12 protein-coding genes and 1 pseudogene are annotated in these 19,481 nt (G+C 55.0%); 5 read left to right on the forward strand and 8 right to left on the reverse strand.

The annotated features are described in order from the left end of the window. Positions 1-292: 292 nt before the first annotated feature. The 4 genes from DW806_RS03995 to DW806_RS04010 all read right to left on the reverse strand — a co-directional run bounded on the left by DW806_RS03995 (position 293) and on the right by DW806_RS04010 (position 5,396). On the reverse strand, positions 293-1,852 hold the full coding sequence (locus DW806_RS03995) for a response regulator (RefSeq protein WP_118729173.1): 1,560 nt from the start codon (positions 1,850-1,852) through the stop codon (positions 293-295). Next, the gene (locus DW806_RS04000) at positions 1,849-3,285 is read right to left on the reverse strand and encodes a sensor histidine kinase (protein WP_118729174.1); all 1,437 of its coding nucleotides are present in this window, start codon (positions 3,283-3,285) and stop codon (positions 1,849-1,851) included. Before DW806_RS04000 ends, DW806_RS03995 begins: the two co-directional genes overlap by 4 nt. Continuing rightward, positions 3,278-4,222 carry a substrate-binding domain-containing protein gene (locus DW806_RS04005; RefSeq protein ID WP_118729175.1) on the reverse strand — a complete coding sequence of 315 codons (945 nt, stop codon included), beginning with the start codon at positions 4,220-4,222 and terminating at the stop codon, positions 3,278-3,280. The genes DW806_RS04000 and DW806_RS04005 overlap by 8 nt, the downstream gene beginning before the upstream one ends. Before the next feature lie 268 nt (positions 4,223-4,490). Further along, on the reverse strand, positions 4,491-5,396 hold the full coding sequence (locus DW806_RS04010; protein WP_118729176.1) for a DUF4349 domain-containing protein: 906 nt from the start codon (positions 5,394-5,396) through the stop codon (positions 4,491-4,493). Positions 5,397-5,877: 481 nt separating this feature from the next. On the opposite strand from DW806_RS04010, the pseudogene DW806_RS15645 reads away from it, so the two are divergent. Together DW806_RS15645 and DW806_RS16020 are read left to right on the forward strand one after the other, a co-directional pair. Continuing rightward, positions 5,878-7,686 (forward strand): annotated as a pseudogene (locus DW806_RS15645) (transporter substrate-binding domain-containing protein); the annotation flags it as partial. Positions 7,687-7,994: 308 nt separating this feature from the next. Next, positions 7,995-8,633, forward strand: coding sequence for an ATP-binding response regulator (locus DW806_RS16020; protein ID WP_158578282.1), 639 nt, complete (start codon positions 7,995-7,997; stop codon positions 8,631-8,633). A 51-nt stretch (positions 8,634-8,684) separates the two neighbouring features. Here the strand turns inward: DW806_RS16020 and DW806_RS04025 are convergent, their stop codons facing one another. Together DW806_RS04025 and DW806_RS04030 are read right to left on the reverse strand one after the other, a co-directional pair. Then, on the reverse strand, positions 8,685-10,337 hold the full coding sequence (locus DW806_RS04025) for a putative manganese-dependent inorganic diphosphatase (protein ID WP_118729179.1): 1,653 nt from the start codon (positions 10,335-10,337) through the stop codon (positions 8,685-8,687). Between the two features lie 229 nt (positions 10,338-10,566). Continuing rightward, positions 10,567-11,046, reverse strand: a complete 480-nt coding sequence (locus tag DW806_RS04030; RefSeq protein WP_158578283.1) for an L-2-amino-thiazoline-4-carboxylic acid hydrolase — start codon at positions 11,044-11,046, stop codon at positions 10,567-10,569. Between the two features lie 340 nt (positions 11,047-11,386). Between DW806_RS04030 and DW806_RS04035 the strand changes: the two genes are divergently transcribed. Continuing rightward, entirely contained in the window at positions 11,387-11,617 is a 231-nt protein-coding gene (locus tag DW806_RS04035) for a hypothetical protein (RefSeq protein WP_147359198.1), read from the forward strand. Positions 11,618-12,018: 401 nt separating this feature from the next. Then, a complete protein-coding gene (mgtE, locus tag DW806_RS04040) occupies positions 12,019-13,413 on the forward strand; it encodes a magnesium transporter (protein ID WP_118729182.1) in 1,395 nt (464 codons plus the stop codon). A gap of 59 nt (positions 13,414-13,472) precedes the next feature. On the opposite strand, the gene DW806_RS04045 is transcribed toward mgtE, so the two are convergent. Continuing rightward, positions 13,473-17,366, reverse strand: coding sequence for a leucine-rich repeat protein (locus tag DW806_RS04045; RefSeq protein ID WP_118729183.1), 3,894 nt, complete (start codon positions 17,364-17,366; stop codon positions 13,473-13,475). Between the two features lie 363 nt (positions 17,367-17,729). Here DW806_RS04045 and srtB point away from each other — a divergent pair, with 363 nt between their 5' ends. Beyond that, the gene (srtB, locus tag DW806_RS04050; RefSeq protein WP_118729184.1) at positions 17,730-18,533 is read left to right on the forward strand and encodes a class B sortase; all 804 of its coding nucleotides are present in this window, start codon (positions 17,730-17,732) and stop codon (positions 18,531-18,533) included. 51 nt (positions 18,534-18,584) lie between these two features. Here srtB and DW806_RS04055 read toward each other — a convergent pair whose 3' ends face one another. Then, positions 18,585-19,475 (reverse strand): LysR family transcriptional regulator, encoded by an 891-nt coding sequence (locus DW806_RS04055; RefSeq protein WP_118729185.1) that lies wholly within the window; start codon positions 19,473-19,475, stop codon positions 18,585-18,587. Positions 19,476-19,481 lie beyond the last annotated feature (6 nt).

Consider the following 19,481-nt stretch of genomic DNA (forward strand, 5'->3'; position numbering starts at 1 on the left):
GCGGAGCAGTTTTTCTCTGCCCCTATACTATAACAGTTTAAGCGGCTTCGCTCTACCGTCCATCATCCGATAAAATTTTACCATTCAAGAAGGCCGTTCCTGAACGGTGAATTTCTTACGATATTATTTTAGGCAGTACCGCATAATTAAGCAAGAGCGATTTGCGAGTAAATTTTACGGACTGACGAGGCGTGGTTTTGCGGTAATACTTGATGTATTACCGCAAAATCACAACAAAGTCAGGGCACAAAATTTCCGCAAAGCGCCGCAGCTTTAATTGTGCGGTATTGCCTCATCTCTCTTCCGACCGGCTGCGGTACTCGCGTGGCGAAACGCCGACGTGCTTTTTGAACAGATAGCTGAAATAGTGCGAATCCTGATAACCGACGTCGAACGCAATATCGCTCATGCGGCTGTTGCCCTCGGTCAGCAGATGCTTTGCCGCCTCGATGCGGACAGCGGTCAGATATTCGACAAAGGTCTGACCGGTCTCCTGCGAAAACACGGTGGAAAAATGGTTCGGACTAAAGCCGACCTCTGCCGCCACCATGTGCAGTGAAATACCGCTGTCCGCATAATTTTCGCGGATAAACTCCTTTGCACGGCTGATTTCCGCGCTGTATCGCACATTCTGATGGCGATAACACAGACGAGTCATGCGGCCGAGCACCTCGGCGGCACAGGCCTTTGTGCCCTCGAGCGTCGCCACCTGACCGAGCACCGCCTGCGGATCCTCCGGAGGCGGAATACTGCCTGCCTGCACCTCATCAGCCAGCTGAGAGGCTGTGACGAGCAGATTCATCAGCAGATAATACCGGTACAGCACGCTCTGTACGTCCTGCGCCGCAGAGTCGCCGAAGTAGCCCTCGACAATGCGCGGCACATCCTCGGGAGCGGCATGCCGCAGCTTGTCCGCCAGCGAGCCGCCCGCCGAGAAATCGAACTCGTGCTGCACACCGGCAAAGTCCGTGCTGCCGAATACGCCGTCCTCCGCACATGCGGAGGCCTGCAGCAGTGTATCCTTCGCTGTGCAGTAGCTTTCCGGCAGGGCGCTGACACGTGAAACCGGTGCGCCGATCGCGCACAGCGCGTTCCAGCCCAGCACCTGACAAAGCTCGTGCCGCAGGTTCTGACAGAACTCGTAGGCGGTTTCGCGCACAGCTTCCTCGGTCTCCCCACGCAGCAAGAGCACCAGCCGGCGGCTGCCGCGGAAAAAGGCGCAGACCTCGCTTTCCTCACCGCACAGACGCTCAGTCAGCGCGCGCACCTGCTCCTGCACGGCATTTTCCGGCAGGCGCACGATGCACACAAGATACTGCTTCGCTGTCAGCAGCAGCCCCCAGCGTTCTCCCTGTACAGCCGCCTCCGCAGTCGGCACGCTGCCCGAGAGCAGGTCGTTGAGAAAATGCTCACGCAGTACGTCCTCCTCGCGCTCACTGCGGCTGTTTACGCCTGCCGAGCGAAGCTGCTGCTGCTCCTGCTCAATCTGCTCGGCAACCTGTCCAAGCGTTTCGAGCAGCTGCGCCGAGCTGACCGGCTTGAGCAGATACGCATCCGCGTGCAGCGAAACCGCCTTCTGTGCATACTCAAATTCATCGTGTCCGCTGAGGAACACAATACGCAACCATGGCATGGTGCGCCGTACAACCTTTGCCAGCTCCAGACCATCCATAAACGGCATGCGGATGTCCGTAATGAGCACATCCGGCTTCATTTCCATCAGCATAGGCAGTGCCATTTCGCCGTCCGGCGCTTCACCTGCAAATAGAAAGCGTCCCTGCTCCTTTTCAATGCAGTTGCGGATGCCGTCCCGGATGATCTCCTCATCATCCGCAATGAATATACGCATCATAGCGTTTTCCCCTCCTGTTCGTCCGGTACGGTGAAGCTAATGCGTGTGCCGTTCCGGTATTCACTCTCAATCGTCAGTCCGCAGCCGTAATACAGCCGCAGGCGCTGTTCTACATTGCGCAGACCGTAGCCGCCCTTGCCGTCCGGGTCAAGCGGTGCGCCATTCTGCAGCGAGGTCCGTACCTCGGCAAGACGCTCAGGTGTCATGCCCATGCCGTTGTCCTCCACGGCGAAGTACATGCCTCCTGCCTGCCTGCGACCGGTCACGGTAATCTGTCCTCTGCCGCGCCTGCGCTTAATGCCGTGATAAATCGCGTTTTCAACCAGCGGCTGCAGCACGATTTTCAGCATATACCGCTCGTGCAGCGCGGGATCAATATCAATCGTATACCGCATGATGCTGCCGTACCGCACCGACTGAATCTGCAGATAGTTTGCAACGTGCTGTTCCTCGCGCTCGACCGTGATGTAATCCGCGCCGCGGCTGAGCGAGATGCGCAGAAAGCCGGTGAACGCCATCGTCATCTCGACAACCTCGCTGTTGCGGCCCTCTTCAGCCAGCCAGACGATGGTTTCCAGCGTATTGTACATGAAATGCGGCGTAATCTGCGCCTGCAGCGCCCGCAGTTCGGCTTTTTTAATGGTCTTTTCCTGCTCGACCCGCTCATGAATGAGCGCCCCCAGCTGCTCCGCCATTGTATTGAGATCGCGTGTCAGCAGATGCAGCTCGTCGATCTCGGTCGGCGGGACGCGCTCGGTCAGCTCACCGGCGGCAATGCGGTTGGCAAACTGCTCCAGCTGCCGCAAAGACGCGCCGATCGCACCTTCCAGATTGTCAGATGCCCGAATAGTCAGCCAGATCATCACGCCGACCAGCACAATGAGTGCAAGCGCTGCCGCACCCAGTCCGTGCTGAATGCGGGCGTTGAAACGACCCATGCGGGCGATCTCATTCTCGATATAGCGGTCAAGCATGCTGCCCGCCAGATGGCCGACGCTGTGAATCTCGCGGTACAGCGATTCGTTGCGGCTGACCGCGGCACCGGCGTCCATCTGCGTTTCCAGCTGATCAACGTAGCTGTCGATCGTGCGGATGGCACGCAGTGCCGCGTTGAGATACTGTGCCTCGTCCTCTCCGGCACTGTCCAGCATGTCGTTCAGCTCGTGCAGAGAGCTGTCAATCAGCATCCGCTGCCGTCCATCCTCGAAGGAAATACGGCCGGAAACCACGTTCCACACCTCATCCGGCAGATCCTGCACCAGCACAGTGCGGACCTCGGAGGCACGGGTCGTCAATGCAATATCCGCGCCATAGCGCTGTGTCAGAACAACCAGCAGACCGGCCAGCACGCACACCGGAAGGATCATGCAGACCACGCTGCGCAGCAGCGACTGCCGCAGCAAGCCGTGCAGGCTGTGATGGGATTTACGCATCGGCTGTTCCCTCCTCCGTCAGCACGGCGGTGTCCGCCAGAGCGATATAGGGCTTCCACGGTGCCTTCGCAATCTGCTGGGCTGCGTCTGCGGTCAGTTCAGCCAGCTGCGTATCATCCAGTGCGCCGATTACGGCAACCTCCCCTTTTTTCTGCAGCGCGCGCAGCTCTGCACCGCCGCCAAACGCACAAATCAGCACATCCTTGCCCGGTTTACGGCCGTGGCTGTGCAGATAATCCACTGCACCGAGCGCCATGGCGTCATTCTGGGCGAAAATATAGCCGATTTCGTCCAGATGGTCCTCCATCTCCTCCAGTATTTCGCAGCCACGCGAGCGCATGCCGTCGCCGCACAAGCTGTAGGTTACGGTCAATCCTTGTTCCTCCAGAGCCTCGCGGCAGCCGCGTGCAATCTCTCTTGCGTCCGAAGCATTTACCGTGCCGTAAAGCTCCAGTACACCGTCCCGCGGCATGCGCTGCTGCAGAAGCGCATCCGCCGCCTGCTCCGCGAGCGACGCATAATCAAATCCAATATGCTGCAGCGGCACATCATCCACGCCGCGTATCGCGCGGTCTATCGACAGCAGCGGCACGGAGGCGGATTTTGCTTCGCGCAGCACGTTGTCCCAGCCGCTTTCCACCAGCGGCGTAAATGCGATTGCGTCCACCTGATACACGATCAGCGCACGCACGGCTTCAATCTGTGCCTCCTGCGTGCGCTCGACCGGCATTTCCAGCACTTTGAAGCCATGTTCCTCCGCCGCATGTACAAGCGCTTCGGACTGCGCTTCGCGTCGGTCATCCTCTGCCGCCGTGGTGACAATGCCGAGCACCGGCACATGGGCATTCTCTTTTTCCGGCTGTGCCAATCCCTGCAGCAACCGCAGCATCACAACTGTGCAGAGCAGCAGCAATGCCGCCCCTTTCCATCGTTTCATGGTTTTCTCTCCGTTTCTTGTTCTCTCCTGAATGATTTAATCATATCACACTTTGGAGAAATGAGCCAAATGTATTTAACCATAGTATAAAAACTATCCAAATAAGCGCCCATGATATTGTGCATATTTCCTCACTTAGACAGAGAAATATCTTCCGGCGCAGTCGGATCTACTTGCATTGGCTGTTGATATGCGGTATAATATGATTACACAAGGAAAGACAAAAGGAGCGCAGATTGCAAACATCTGCGCTCCTTTTGCACCTGTATTACCGTTCTTCTTTTTCTGTCGGAATCTCCGTCTGCTCGGCTTCACGTGCCTTCCTGCGCCGACGGCGCAGGACCGCAACAGTGCCGCCTCCGGCAGCAGCCAGCAGGATCACCGGCCAGAACATCACCGCACCGACGATGAGCGCTCGAACCGCGTCAACCAGACCGCGTGTTCCGGTCTTAGCCGCCTGCGTGAGCTGTGCGCCGAAGCCGCTGCCTTCTGGCGTTGCGGTCAGCGTCTGCACCTCTTCCAGATCCACATAGAAGGTCGAAAATCCGACCAGATCATCGTAATGGCGCTTAGAGCCGGTCAGCGAGTCGATCTCGTATTCACAGTCGGCCAGCGCGTTCTCGAGCGAGATGATATCCTCCATCTTATCCGCCTGATCGAGCAGCGCCAGCAGCCGCTCGTGCTTGGTGGTCAGCGTTGCCAGACGGGTTTCGATATCGGTATACTGCTCGGTCACGTCCTCGCTCGAACGCGAGCTGTACACCACATGCACGCTGCTGCCGAGCTGCTCGTAAAACGCCTCAAACTTCTCCTGCGGAATGCGCAGGACATAGCTTGCATGCCGGCTGCCCGCATCGCCAGAAAGACTGCTCGATTCAAGATAGCCGCCTGCATCCGCTGCCATTTTCTCAATATCTGCAGAGGCTTTGTCGAAATCCTGCGTTTCGAGCGTCAGATTAGCGTTCAAAATCAGCTTGGCATTCTTTCTCACCGCAGAAAAGTCCGCACCGCTCTCAGCGGTATCTGCCGACGCTTCCTCGGTCCAGCCGTTCATGTCACCCGGCATACTGCCGCTGTCACCGGCTGCCGCCGATGCCGAATTGCCGACGCTTGCTCCGCAGGCGGAAAGCAGCAGCAAAAGTGCAAGGAACAGGGGGAACAATCGTTTTTTCATAACAGACACCTCGTTTCTTGAGCGGTGCGGCGCACGGCCGCTGTATTTTCTCTTGTTACTTGATTAGACGAGATGCCGTGCGATTTGGTTCCCTCTGTTCTGTATATCAATCAAACAATTTTTAATACCGCATTCTATTGAAATCGCGGTCGATTTTGCGTCTTTCTCTTGCAACCCTGTCGTTCTTCACCTATAATAGAATATAATAACCGAATAAATATTCAGCAAACCAGGCGAACGCCTGCGGCGCAAAGCTAAGAAGCCGCTTTCGCAATGACTGCGAAACCGACTTCACAGGGCCTGTAAAATGGCAGCCAGCTGCCTCGTTTGAGATGCACAGATGCATTACCGATGCAGCAGTGCATCTTTTTTCTTTTACAGAGAAATGCCGGACGCATTCCGGCTTACGGAGGAGTATATGAACAAAATTACAACCAGACTGAAACGGTACGGCTGTCTGCTGCTGTGCCTCTGCCTGCTTATGCCGCTGCTGCAGGACACAGCCGCCGCTGTGCAGGATTCCTCTGTCGTGCGAGTTGCATGGTATCCGGATTCCGCCTACAACATCACCTGCGAAAACGGCGAACGCAGTGGCTATGGCTACGAATATCAGCAGTCCGTCGCCGCATATACCGGCTGGACCTATGATTACATCGAAGCAAACTGGCCGGATTCACTGAACATGCTGCAAAAGGGCGAAATCGACCTGATGGCCGGCGTATCCTACGCCGAGGGCCGTGCCCAGACCATGCTGTTTTCCGATCTGCCGATGGGCGAGGAAAAATATTACCTGTATGCAAATCTCGCCGCTGCCAACATTTCCGTATCCGATTTGACCACCCTGAACGGCAAGCGCATCGGCATGCTGTCCGAAAGTATCGCGACCACGCAGTTCTGCGAATGGGAGACGCGCCACGGTCTGCACACCGAGCATGTGACCATCACCAGCGACGAGGACGCAGCCGCCAAGATCGCCCGCCGCGAAATCGACGGTTTTATCTCGGTCGAGAGTCCCCAGTGGCAGGAATACGGCCTGTCCGCGATCACCTCGTTCGGCAGCTCGGATGTTTACTTCGTGATCAGCAAAAGCCGTCCCGACCTCAAGGAAGCGCTCGATAATACCATGCGCCGTATTGCACACGACAAGCCGTTCTATCAGGATGATCTGTATCAGCGCTATCTGTCTGCCCAGTCGGTCGAGCTCCTCTCAACCGAGGAGCAGGACTGGCTCCGGCAGCATGGCGCCATCCGCATCGGTTTTCTGAATCATGACACCGGCATCAGCACCTTTGATATCCGAACCGGTGATGTTACCGGTGTTCTCACGGATTATGTCGTATATGCGACGAATTGTCTGGGGGATAACGCCTTGCATTTCGACCTGCACGGCTTTGACACGCAGCTTGAGCAGCTGCAGGCACTGCAGAACGGTGAGATCGACCTGATTTTTCACACCAGCCAAAACCCGCGTGCCGCCGAAGAGAACGGTCTTGCACTGTCGAACACCGTCTTGAGCTTCAGTCAGGCGGCGCTTACCACGAAGAACTATTTTAATGAGCTTGAGCCAAACACCGCTGCCATCCCCAAGAACGATTTTTCGCTCAAGCAGTACCTTTCCTATAATTATCCCAAGTGGACGATCCTCGAATACCCTTCAGCGAATGACGCGATCAAAGCCATGCGTACCGGCAGTGCGGACTGCTATGTAATGCGTGCCGGTCAGCTGCCGCGCTATATGAAGGACAAAACGCTGTACCGCGTGTTCCTCACACAGCCGAGCAAGACCTCGTTCGCCGTACGGCAGGGCGATACGGCTTTGCTGTCCATCCTGAACAAAACGCTCAAAACCATGCCTTCTTCCCTGCTGACCGGTGCACTTGCCATGTACGACAGTGCGCCCGAAAAGGTCACCGCTGCGGACTTTGTCAAGGACAATCTGACCACTGCCTCTGCTGTGTTCATCCTGCTCTCTCTGCTGCTGTTCGGTCTGTTCCGCAAGGCCCGGCAGTCCGCCAAACAGGCGCAGGAGCTGAACCTCAAGCTGCAGCAGAGCCAGACAGAGCTGCAGGAGGCGCTCACGCAGGCCAAGGCTGCCAATGCCGCCAAAACAACGTTCCTGAACAACATGTCGCACGATATCCGCACACCCATCAACGGCATCATCGGCATGCTGACTATCATTCGCAAAAATAAGGACGACCACGCGCGCATACGCGATTGTCTGCATAAAATCGAGCTGTCCTCTCAGCTGCTTCTGTCTCTGGTGAACGATGTTCTGGATATGGCTCAGCTGGAAAACGGCACCGTTGTTCTGCGGAGCGAATCCATGAATCTGGATGAAGTCTGCGGCAGCATTACCAATTCGGTGCTGTTTCAGGCGGAAGCCGCCGGTCTTACCGTCATCGGTGAGCATGACGATTTTTCCGGTATTTACGTCCGCAGCAGTGCGCTGCATCTGAAAAAAATCCTGATGAATCTGTTCACCAACTGCGTGAAATACAACAAGCCCGTCCGTTCGAGCATATGCAGATGCACATGCTCGAACGGACGGATGCGAAGATCACCTGTCAATTCATCATCGAGGACACCGGTCTGGGCATGTCCGAGGATTTCATCAAAAACCATCTGTTCAATCCGTTTGAGCAGGCGGACGAGTCCCCCCGCTCAAGCTATATGGGTACCGGACTCGGCATGTCTATCGTGCATCAGCTCATCGAGCAAATGGGCGGCACCATTTCGGTGGAAAGCAAACTCGGTGAAGGCAGCCGGTTTACCGTCGTACTGCCTTTTGAACTCGATTGTGACGCGACCGCAGCAGCAGCTTCGCCGCAGACACCGTCAGATATTTCCGGCGCGCGGCTGATCGTTGCCGAGGATAATGAGCTCAACATGGAGATTGCAATCTTCCTGCTGCACGACAGCGGTGTGCAGACCGTGCCGGTGCAGAACGGCAGGCAGGCGCTTGCAGCCTTCCGGGATTCCGAGCCGGGCAGCTTTGATGCCATTCTCATGGACGTGATGATGCCCGAGATGGACGGTCTGGAGGCTGCAAAAGCTATCCGGGCACTCGACCGGCCGGACGCGAAAACCATTCCGATTATCGCCATGACAGCCAACGTCTTCAAGGAGGACCGCGAGAAGTGTCTCGCCGCAGGCATGAACGCGCATCTGTCTAAGCCGCTTGATGCCGAGACGATGAAACGAACCATCTCTGAGCAGCTGAAAAAGCTGAATTAAATACAAAAAGCGGAAGAAACCAAGGTTTCTTCCGCTTTTACTCTGCAAATCTTACTCTATTTCCTCATCGTGCTCCATCGCTCCGACAAGCGGCGCTACCATCTGCTTCTTGCGGCTGACGACGCCGGGCAGGACGACCGAATGCTCGCCGCAGTCGGTCTTGAAGGCCGCACGAACCAGCTGCTGCGCGCCCTTGCCGACGTAGAGCAGCTCTGTCTTTTCCTCGATAATGTTGGTCAGCATAGCGAACAGCATGGACAGACCGCTCGATGCCAGGCAGCTTTCCATGTACTCGAGCATTTTATCACGGATGCCGGACAGCTCGTTCTCACTGACACTCGTCACCTGCGAAATCGCAATCTTCTGATTCTGCACCTGAAAATACTTGAAATCCATGTGGAACAGCTCATCCATCGAGCGATCGAGCAGACGCGAGCTGGAACGGAACATTTCTGTTGCATACTGCTTGATGTCCAGACCGGCGATTTTCGCCAACTCTTCTGCAGCCATGCGGTCAAGCGGCGTACACGTCGGCGAGCGGAACATCAGCGTGTCCGACAGGATTGCCGAGCACAGCAGACCCGCGATTTTCGGCTCGATCTCCACGTTGTGCTCATGGTACATCTGCGTGATGATGGTCGCGGTGCAGCCGAGCGGCTGATTGCGGAAGTAGATCGGTCCGCTGGTTTCCACCGAGTCAATGCGGTGGTGGTCGATGATTTCAACAATATTGGTCGAACGAATGCCTTCGGCGGCCTGATCGCGCTCGTTGTGATCAACCAGAATGACCGACGGACGCTCCAGATCCAACAGGTTGCGCTGTGAGAACATACCGACATATCGTCCCTGTTCATCCATCAACGGGTAATAGCGGATACGCTTCTTGGAAACCGTGCGCTTTACATCCTCAACCGTTTCCTCCGGCTCGAAGGTGATAAGTCTCTTTTTCCGCATCACATGCCGCACCGGAACCGCCTGACCGATAACCTTGACACAGGTATAGGTATCATACGGGGTGGCGATGATGGAAACGCCGTTTTCCGAGGCCAGCTTTCGGATGGTGCGCGAAACCTTGGAGCCGAGACCGATGACCATGCAGCCCGCGCTCATCTCAATGGCGCACAGCTGGCTTTCGTAACGGTTGCCGAGAATGACCATATCATTTTTGCCGATGTAGTCCTCGAGCACGTCCGGATTAGCCGCCGCAACGACCACACTGCCCTGCTCAAACCGCTGGTCAATGTCGCCAACCTCGAGCGTGCCGTCAAGCACATCGACCAGATTGCGATAGCTGGTCTTGGCCTCCGCCAGCGCATTGGCGTCCTGATCCTCGATGTAGAAGCGCGCGATGTCGCCCAGCGTCAGCAGACCCTTCAGATGGCGATCCTCATCGACAACGGCCAGCGTCTGAATGTCATTTTCGTTCATGTAATCCCATGCACGGCGCAGCGACAGCTCCTCGCTGATGCCCGACACCTCGCGGTACTGCACATCGCTCAGGCGCGGCTCAAACGACTTGATGTAGCGCGGCGGCTCCACGCCGAAGCGCTCGAGCACAAATTTGGTCTCCGCATTAACGTGACCCGCGCGGCAGGCTATGTATTCTCCGCCGGTCAGTCTGCGCTTGAGGTGCGCATAGCAGATTGCAGAGCAAATGGAATCCGTATCCGGATTGCGATGTCCGATAACAAAAACTGGGTTCATGCACTGATGCTCCTTTATGTGATAAGGGATGGCTCCCCTTCGGAATCCGTTTGATGGAATGAAACCTTGTGGTTTGATTGTATCATTTAACCGGGGAAATAGCAAGGTACGGAAGAGGAATCCAACCCCAAACCATCTGCAACCGCATTGCGTATGCGATGGAGCTGACCGTACGGATTCCGCCGCTGCACCGAAAATCCTGCCGAAGTCCGCTTCTCCGTCTGCTCGCCTACCTTTTGAAAAACCGAAAATCGCAGCAGTCACCGCCGCAGCCCAGCGTTTTTGTGCGCGAAAAGCCGAGCTTGCGCAGTCCGCCGTAGGTCACGTCATCCACGTCGCAAAACAGCGGACACAGCTCCGGACAGCCGTTTTCCTGGCACGCCGTGTGCCAGAGACACTTGGTAATCGACGCGGAAAAGTGCGTTTTGTCGTGTTCCTGTGTACTCTCCCACAAGTCGGAGGTGCGCATGACTTTGAGAAAACAATAGCTGTAAATCCGATAAAATCCCGGCACAAGCTCCATTTTCGCCGTGAAAGCGTGCTTTTCTGCCGCCACCCAGTCCATCATGTACGTCCGCATATGCGCAAAGGTTTCCTCTGCAGGCAGCTCTGCCTGCAGCACCTTGTACAGCGCAATGCGCGGCAGAATGGTCTGCACCAGTGCTTTCATCTGGCTTTTGGACCTGCTTGCTGCGATTTTGATTAACATATCCAACGTTTTTTCCTGCCGTGAAAACAGCAAGCCGCCCCTGCTCCCGCCGAAGGTCTGTACCAGAAACTCCTTAATTTGCTTTTGCTGTTTGCTTTGCATAATTTCTTCATCTCTTTGCTTTTGCGGGATTCCAGTGTCAATCGTCAGTTAGTTCATCCTAACTATATCACACCGGCTTTCAATATGCCACCTTAATATACGAAAACCCTGCCGTTAATCGACACGGGATTGCTTTTCGCCAGTCTCGTTTGCTTTGTTATTCCGCGCAGAAATACGCAGTCTGCAGTTTCCCAGGGGGCTTATACCGTACCACTCTCGTTCCGCGAGCATGGCAGAAATGGAAAACTACCTGCAAAAAATTGAAGGAAATAGAAAGAAAGGAGCGTCTGGCAAGTACAGCAGACGTGACAAGGAGAACCTGCAGATTGCAGAGAAGGTGGAACAGCTACCTATGCAGCATCCGGACAAAGGCTATCGCCGTATCCGAGATGACATCGTTGGTATCCTGCTCAGTGAGCCGGCACTCGACGGCAAGGCGTCTGCTCTACCCACCGAAGCGTTTCAGTGAGATCGGTTTGGGTAATCTTCCAAAATCATTCGTACACCAAGACAATCCCATTCCTGTATCGTCAGCCTTTTGTCTCCCCGTGCGCGATACTATCCTCAAATTTCATCCATATTGTTAAAACTGCGAAAAATGCCTTGCATATTCCACACAAAAAGTGCTATAATCATTGCGAAAAAATAAAAAGGAGGCAAGCCCTATGGACAGTTGTGACAGACGAAATGTACATATGACGATGGATACAGACTATACTGCTGTTTCGAGTGTCCGTAAGCATCCTCTTTTGAAATAAGCGCTGAGCCTTGCTCCATCGTGATGAACAAGTCCACAACTGATGTTTGTGTCACTGTATCTGTTACGGTGGATTTTTTGTGCCCTTTTCCGGGCACAGAAGGAGGCTGATTATGAAAAAAGCAACATGGAAAAAAACATCTTTTGCCGAAAAAATCGTTGAGATCATCCGCACCTCCCCTTCGATCAATGAGATGCGGGAACAGCTGCAGGATTATCACGACAACGATATCGCACAAAGTCTGCAATTCCTAAACCGCGCGGAACGCAATCTGCTGTACAGCGCACTTGATGCGGAATGGCTGGCGGAGATCATCTCCTATCTGGATGATCCGGCAGAATACATTGATGAAATCGGCATTGATAAGCTGGCCGAAATTCTGAACGAAATGGACGCGGACGACGCGGTCGATCTGTGGGAGAACATCGACGAAAGCGTAAAAGTAAAGCTGCGCCCGATGATCGATGACGAAACCAAGTCAGCCATCCTGCTTATCAATTCCTATGACGACAGCGAAGTCGGCAGCCTGATCACGACCAACTACATCTGCATCAAGCAGAACCTGACTATTCGGCAGGCCATGCACGAGCTGGTAAAGCAGGCCGGTGAAAATGACAACATCGGAACGATTTATGTGGTCGATGATAAAAACCGCTTCTGCGGTGCAATCGATCTGAAGGATCTTATCGTTGCCCGAGAGAATGTTCCGCTGGATTCCATCATCAGCTACGCGTATCCGTATCTGCTCGACCACGAGAAAATCTCAGAGAGCATCGAGAAGATCAAAGATTATGCCGAAGACTCCCTGCCGGTGCTGAATAAGGATAGAAAGATCATCGGTATCATCACCGCACAGGACGTTGTCGAGGCCGTGGATGACGAGCTCGGCGAGGACTATGCAAAGCTCGCCGGTCTGTCCGCCGAGGAGGATCTCAACGAAACCACCAGGGAAAGCATGAAAAAGCGCCTGCCGTGGCTGATCATCCTGCTGTTCCTCGGCATGGGCGTTTCGACCGTTGTCGGTGCATTTGAAGGCGTTGTAGCCGTGCTGCCGGTCGTTATCTGCTTCCAGTCGCTGATTCTCGATATGGCCGGCAACGTCGGTACGCAGTCGCTGGCGGTTACGATTCGTGTGCTGATGGATGAAAAACTGAGTGCTAAGGACAAGCTGCACCTCACCTTCAAGGAAATGAAGGTCGGCACCTGCAACGGCGCGCTGCTCGGCATTATGGCACTTGTCTTTCTCGGTGCATACATAGCGCTGTTCAAGGGTTATGCCGTCGGACATGCGTTCCTGATCTCCGGCTGCGTCGGCATATCACTGCTTGTGGCGATCGTGATTTCCAGTCTGGTCGGTACGCTCGTGCCGATCCTGTTCCATAAAATCAAGATAGACCTGGCGGTTGCGTCCGGTCCGCTGATTACGACAATCAACGATCTGGTTGCCGTTGTAACCTATTACGGTCTGGCATGGCTGCTGCTGATTCAGCTTTTGCACATTGTTTGAGCGAAAAAACACCCTCTATATCGGATGATATAGAGGGTGTTTGCTATCTGTTTTTGCTTTTAATCATGCTTTCTGCGGATACCGAAGTACGCCAGTCCCATTGCGGACAGACCGCACAGAGCCGCCCACAGACCGCCGATATCGCCGGTTTTCGGAACGCTGGACGTCGGAGTCTTGCTGTCGGGAATGTTCACTGTCTTCGTTTTATCCGGCGTCTTGGTCTGTGTTTCCGGCTTGGTCGTCGGAACCTTGCCGTCCGGGATGTTCTCCGTCGGCTTCAGCGGATCAAGCGGTGTAGGCTGATCCGGAATGTCAACCGGAGGCTTCGGATCGGGATCGGGAGTCGGTTTCGGGTCCGGCTTGTGGTGACCGCCGCCGCCACCGCCGCCGCCGGATCTCTTGCTGTTGGTGATGGTAAAGCCATCTGCCATGCTGCCGGAAATCGAGGTATTAAAGCCGTCAACGGCCTCCTCTTCGACGGTATAGGTGTAAGCGCCGTCCAGATTTGCAAAGGTGTACGACCAGGTCTTGCCGTCCTTGTCGGTGGATCTTTCGCTCAGAAGCACCGTACCGATTGCGGTTCGCGTGCCGTCCTTCGCAATGCGGATAAGGTTTACGGTAACAGCGGTCGGATACGCGCTTGCGCCGCTCCAAACCTTGTGTACGGTGAGGGAAACCGGATTTTCCAAGGTGTCCTCACCCGGAATGATCACTTCGCCGTTTGTGCCGACACCACCGCCGCGTTCTGCGGTATTGCCCATAATCTTGAGCGGTGCGGTTTCAGCCAGTGCCTTGCTCTCTGCGGAAACAACAGCCTTGAGACCGTAGCCATTGGTCGCACCGGAAGCCGGCTTAACCGGGGCACCCGGGTTCGCTGCATCATAGCGGTCGCCTCCGAAAGCGCCGTAGTTTGGATCACCCGCGGCGATTGAGGTATCGCGGTACCAGGTTACCAGTCCGCCGCCGTACATCTTGCCGCTGAAGCTGGTGGAAAACGTCTTGTCCCACTTAAGCAGGAATGCCGCATCATCAGCAGATTTGCCTGCCGTATTGCCGAATACAGCTGCATCCGTGCCAAGGCTTACCGTGCCCACCGGGCAGGACCAAATGCCGCCGCCCTGAATGGCTGCCTTGTTTGCGGTAATCAGCGCATTCTTAATCGTGATCGACCACGGTGCATGGCTGACGTAAACGCCGCCGCCCTGTCGATACGCCGTATTGTTCACGATATTGCCGCCTTCGAGTACAACGCGGTTTCTGCCGGACCAGCTGTATACACCGCCGCCGCAGGATGCCGTATTGTCCGAAATCGTGCCGTCGGTCATGTGGAACCAGCCGCCGCCAACCGTGTCATTCTCGCTCAGAACGGCCGTTGCAACGCCGCCGCCCATGCCGTTGGTCTTGTTGCCGGTAATCGTGCCGTTTGTCATTTCAAACGATGCGTTGTCCTCTACGAAGACACCGCCGCCGCCTGCATTCGGCTGCTGAATTGTAGCGGAATCGACTGCCGTGCTGTTGCCGGAAATCGTACCGCCGGACATGGTGAACTTGCCGTTCTCACGCACGCATACACCGCCGCCGCGCTTTGCCGTGTTGTCTGCAATCGTGCCGCCGCTCATGGCAAGAGACGAAGTGCCGTTTACGAGTACACCGCCTGCCGCGTTATACTCCGATGCGGTATTGCCCGAAATCGTGCCCTCGGTCATCGTCATGGTGCTGTCTGCGAGGGCAACCGCGCCGGAATACTGGTTCTTGAACATACATCCGGTGATTTTGCCGCCGTTCATGGCAAATTTGCCGCCGTTCTTCACATAAACCGCGCCGCAGTTTGCGGACGAAGCGGAAATGCTGCTGAGCTCGCCGTTCCCCATGGTGAAGGAGCCGCCGTCCACCGTAATCGCACCCATGTTCGAGCCGCTCAGGCTCATACGGGTGATCGTGCCGCCGTTCAGCGTCATTGCGCCGTTTACCTCGGCAAACGAGCCGTTAGCGATGCGGAAGCATGAGAAATTGAAGCTGCCGTCCAGAATCAGCGCCGCGCCTTGCTCCACGCGGAAAGCCGGACCGGCGAAGCCGTTCTTGAACACAACCGAAAGGCCCTTGCCTTCATCGGTCAGCGTGATGGTCTTGCCGGACGGAATCGTAACCGTGCTGTCTACAATGAAGCTCTTGTTTGCGGTAATGGTGGTGTTTCCCTCTGCCGCGTCAACGGCCTGCTGCAGCGTGCTTTCTTCGCCTTCGCGGATATTTGCGCCATCGACAGTGACCGCAAACTTTACAGCAACACCGGCAGGAATCGTCAGCGGATTCGAGTCAATCGCAACATCTGCCGAGCATGCTTCAATATAGAAGTAGGTGATATTGGTATCGTTGTTAAATGCCTTTCTGTCGATGGTCTGCAGCTGGCTTTTGCCCTTGCCCTGTTCGCCAATCTGCACAGAATTCAGCTTGGTGCAGGTGCTGAATGCACCGGCCGAGATGGTCTGTACGCTATCGGCAAGCTCCAGTTTTTCGATACCGGTTCCCGTAAACGCTGCCGTACCGATGGAAACAACCCCTTCGGGGATGATCAGCGTGCCGGAAAGATTCGAGCAACTGTAAAATGCGTAGTTGCCAATATTTTTCAGCGTGCTTGGGAACGTAACACTGCTGATGGCCGTGCCGCGAAATGCATAGATACCCAGAAAAGTCAGCGCATTCGGCAGAACCAGATTGCCCTCAATCTTGACATCCCTAAACGCATAATTTCCAATCGAAGTGACCGAATTCGGAAGCTGTAATTCTCCGGTCAGACCGCTGCCATCGAATGCGCGTTCTCCAATCGACGTAACAGAATCCGGCAAATGCAGCTCGGTCAGACCCTTACAGTTGCTGAACGCACTCGTGCCGATGGCCGTGATATGAGACCAGTCAACGCCGGTAATTCCGGTGTTCAAAAATGCACCTTCCGGAATTTCGGTAATGCGTTCCGGCAGAACAACCTTACCAGTAATATCCGTCATGTTAGCGAATGCGCGGACACCCAGAGACTCGAGCGCATCAAAGGTATGCTCCCCCAGCTCCAGCGAGAAGGACTTCATATTATTGAAGGCTTCCTGTCTAATGCTCGTCAGTGCGGAGAAATTCAGGCCTTCCAGCGTAGTCAGCGAAGAACAGTTCATAAATGCCTGAATACCGACAGAAGTAACTTTGGACAGATCAGCGACCGAAGTCAGCGCCGAGCATGCCGTGAACATATAGTTGCCGATTGCGGTAATATTATCCATGCCGACAACAGTCGTCAGCGACTTCTGACCGCGGAAGGCATACTCGCCGATTTCCAGCGGCAGACCGCCCAGATCAACGGTTTCCAGTGCGAGACTGCGGTGATTTGCCCAGTCAAACGCATGATCCTGAATGCCGACAACCTTGTATTCCTTATCGTCATAGGTTACGGTTTCCGGAATAACCAGCTTGGTCACGCTGTCTGCGCAGCCGGTAACAACGGCATCGCCCGAGGAAACATCATACCGGATGCTGTCCTGCGTAAACGCGGTGACTGCATAGGTCGCAACCAGCTTTTCTTCAGCAGGCTTCTCCTCTGCCGGAATCTCAGCCGCAGGCGCTTTCTCAGCCGGTGCGGACGGTGCCGGTACGGACGGTGCCGCCTCGGTCGGCGATGCAGATGTACTCGGCGATGCAGACTCGCCCGGTGCAGACGGCTCGCTCGGTGCAGACGGCTCGGCGTTCTCGCCGGTGCCCTCTGTCGGAGCGGGGCTGCTCGTGTCCGGTGTGCTTTCTGTACCGCCGTTCTCCGCTTCCGGAGCGGATGCTGCGGGATCGCCGCTCTCGGAGTAACCGGTGTCGGTGCTGCCGTCTTCCGCTTCAGCCGCAAATGCGGCAAAAGTACCCGTACTGAACGTCAGATTAAGCGACAGCAGAATGGCCATCAGCCTTGTAAACTTTTTGCTCATACTACTCAGTCCTTTATCATGAAATCAGGAAATATATCCTCCTCGCCGGTGGTCCGTATCCGCGACAGGCGAGGTGTTCTCTCTGTATGGTATAGCTTACCATACAGAGGGTACGAAAAAAGGATACATTTTGGCAGAAAGCCTTCAATACTATATCGACAAAACGTAGAAATTATTGATATGCGATTGTACAATGTGCTGAAACGCGCGGTCAGGCGTGTAAAAACAATCAAAATCTGCACGAAATATCCAGTATCGATGCGTCTGACAGATATAATTTTTTCTGTTAATCAATAAAATATATCCAATTTTACAACTTAAATCAGATATACTATAATATTATGCAAAAAACGAGGTGAGCACATGAAGCCCAAAATACAGACTATGATACTGTTTTTTCTGACAGCGGTGTTTGCCGTCAGCGCATTCATGCTGGTGCGCCAGATGGCGAGCTACCGTGCAGGTGATGAAGCCTACGCCGAGGCTTCCGAGATTGCCGCGATACCCGAAGTGCTGGAAACGGAAACCGTTCAGCAGCCAACCGAACAGCCGCAGCAGGAAACGCAGACCGAACCCGAACCCGCTCCGTCTGCCGACCCGTATGCGCAGGCGCTGGAGCAGATGGACCTGCCTGCTCTGCAGCAGGTCAACAGTGATGTCATCGGCTGGATTGCCATTCCGGGCACCGAGATTTCCTATCCGCTGGTGCAGGGCACGGACAACGACTATTATCTGACACACACCTGGAACCAAAACAGCAGCGCAGTCGGCGCGATTTTCATGGACTGCCGCTGCTCTGCCGATTTCAGCGGCTTTAACACCATCGTGTACGGTCACCGGATGAACAACGGCTCGATGTTTGCCGCGCTGAAGCACTACAAAAAGCAAGATTTCCTGCAGGCACATCCGCAGGTATATGTGACCAATGCAAGCGGAACCCATGCGTACAGAATCTACGCGGCCTATGAGGCATCGCTTGACGGAACCGCGTATTACAGTGCGTTTTCCGACGAAACGATCAAAAAAACCTTCATTGACGAAGGCGTTTCCCTGTCGGTGATCCGTACCGGCGCAGTACCGACCGTAAACGACCATATCCTCACACTTTCCACCTGCACCGGCAACGGGCACGCAACCCGCTGGGTAGTGCAGGCGGTCATGGAATAAAAAAGCATCCCGCTTGCTGTGCTTCAGCAAGTGGGATGTTGTTATATGCCCTTATTCTTCCTCGTCCGCCAGCTTTGCCACGCGGACAAATTCATCCATTTCGCGTGTGCGCCATTTTTCCTTGTGGCTGAAAATCTGGCGGTAGAGCGAAATATAGCAGTCCTCGACCGATAAACGGATCAGCCTTCCCTCTTTTACGCTGTTCTCGACCGCGTACCACGGCAGAAAGGATACACCGCGGTCAATCTCGAGCATGCGAATGAGCAGCGAGGTATCGCCGCACTCGAGCGACGGTGTAAGGATGGTCCGCCGCGCGGCAAGACGGCGGTTGAGTACACGGCGATAGTTATCCTGCTCGGTGAGGAAAAACGGCTGCGTAAGCAGTTCCTCAATCGTCAGTTCTTTTCCGCCCAGCTTCTCGCGCAGCGATGCAGACGCCACAAATACGATCTCCTCGCGCTGCTCCATCAGCTTGTTCCAGTTGTTGCTGTACAGCGGCTCATCAAGCACATAGATCATGTCCAGCTCGCCGCGTTCCATATGCTCAATCAATTCTTCCGGCTCACCGACCGTGATACGGATAGACACTTTCGGGTTGAATTTACGGTACAGATGCAGCACCGTCGGCAGCTTAAGACATGCAAGCGACTCAATCGTGCCGATATGCAGCGAACCGCGCAGCTCTGCCGTGGATGTGACCGACATACGCGCCTGATTGACCTGATTCATCACATCGCACGCGTGGCTGAGAAAACGCTCGCCTGTGTCGGTCAGCGCGATACGCTTTCCCATGCGGTCGAACAGACGCGTGTCCAGTTCCTCCTCCAGCTGGCGTATCTGCACCGTTACCGCCGACTGTGAGTAGCCGAGGCTCTCTGCTGCGCGTGAAAAACTCTTAAACTGTGCTACTCGAATAAAGGTTGCAAGCTGCCGAAGCTCCATGGATTT

It is taken from the genome of Butyricicoccus sp. AM32-19, assembly GCF_003480365.1.
Classification (GTDB): domain Bacteria; phylum Bacillota; class Clostridia; order Oscillospirales; family Butyricicoccaceae; genus Agathobaculum; species Agathobaculum butyriciproducens.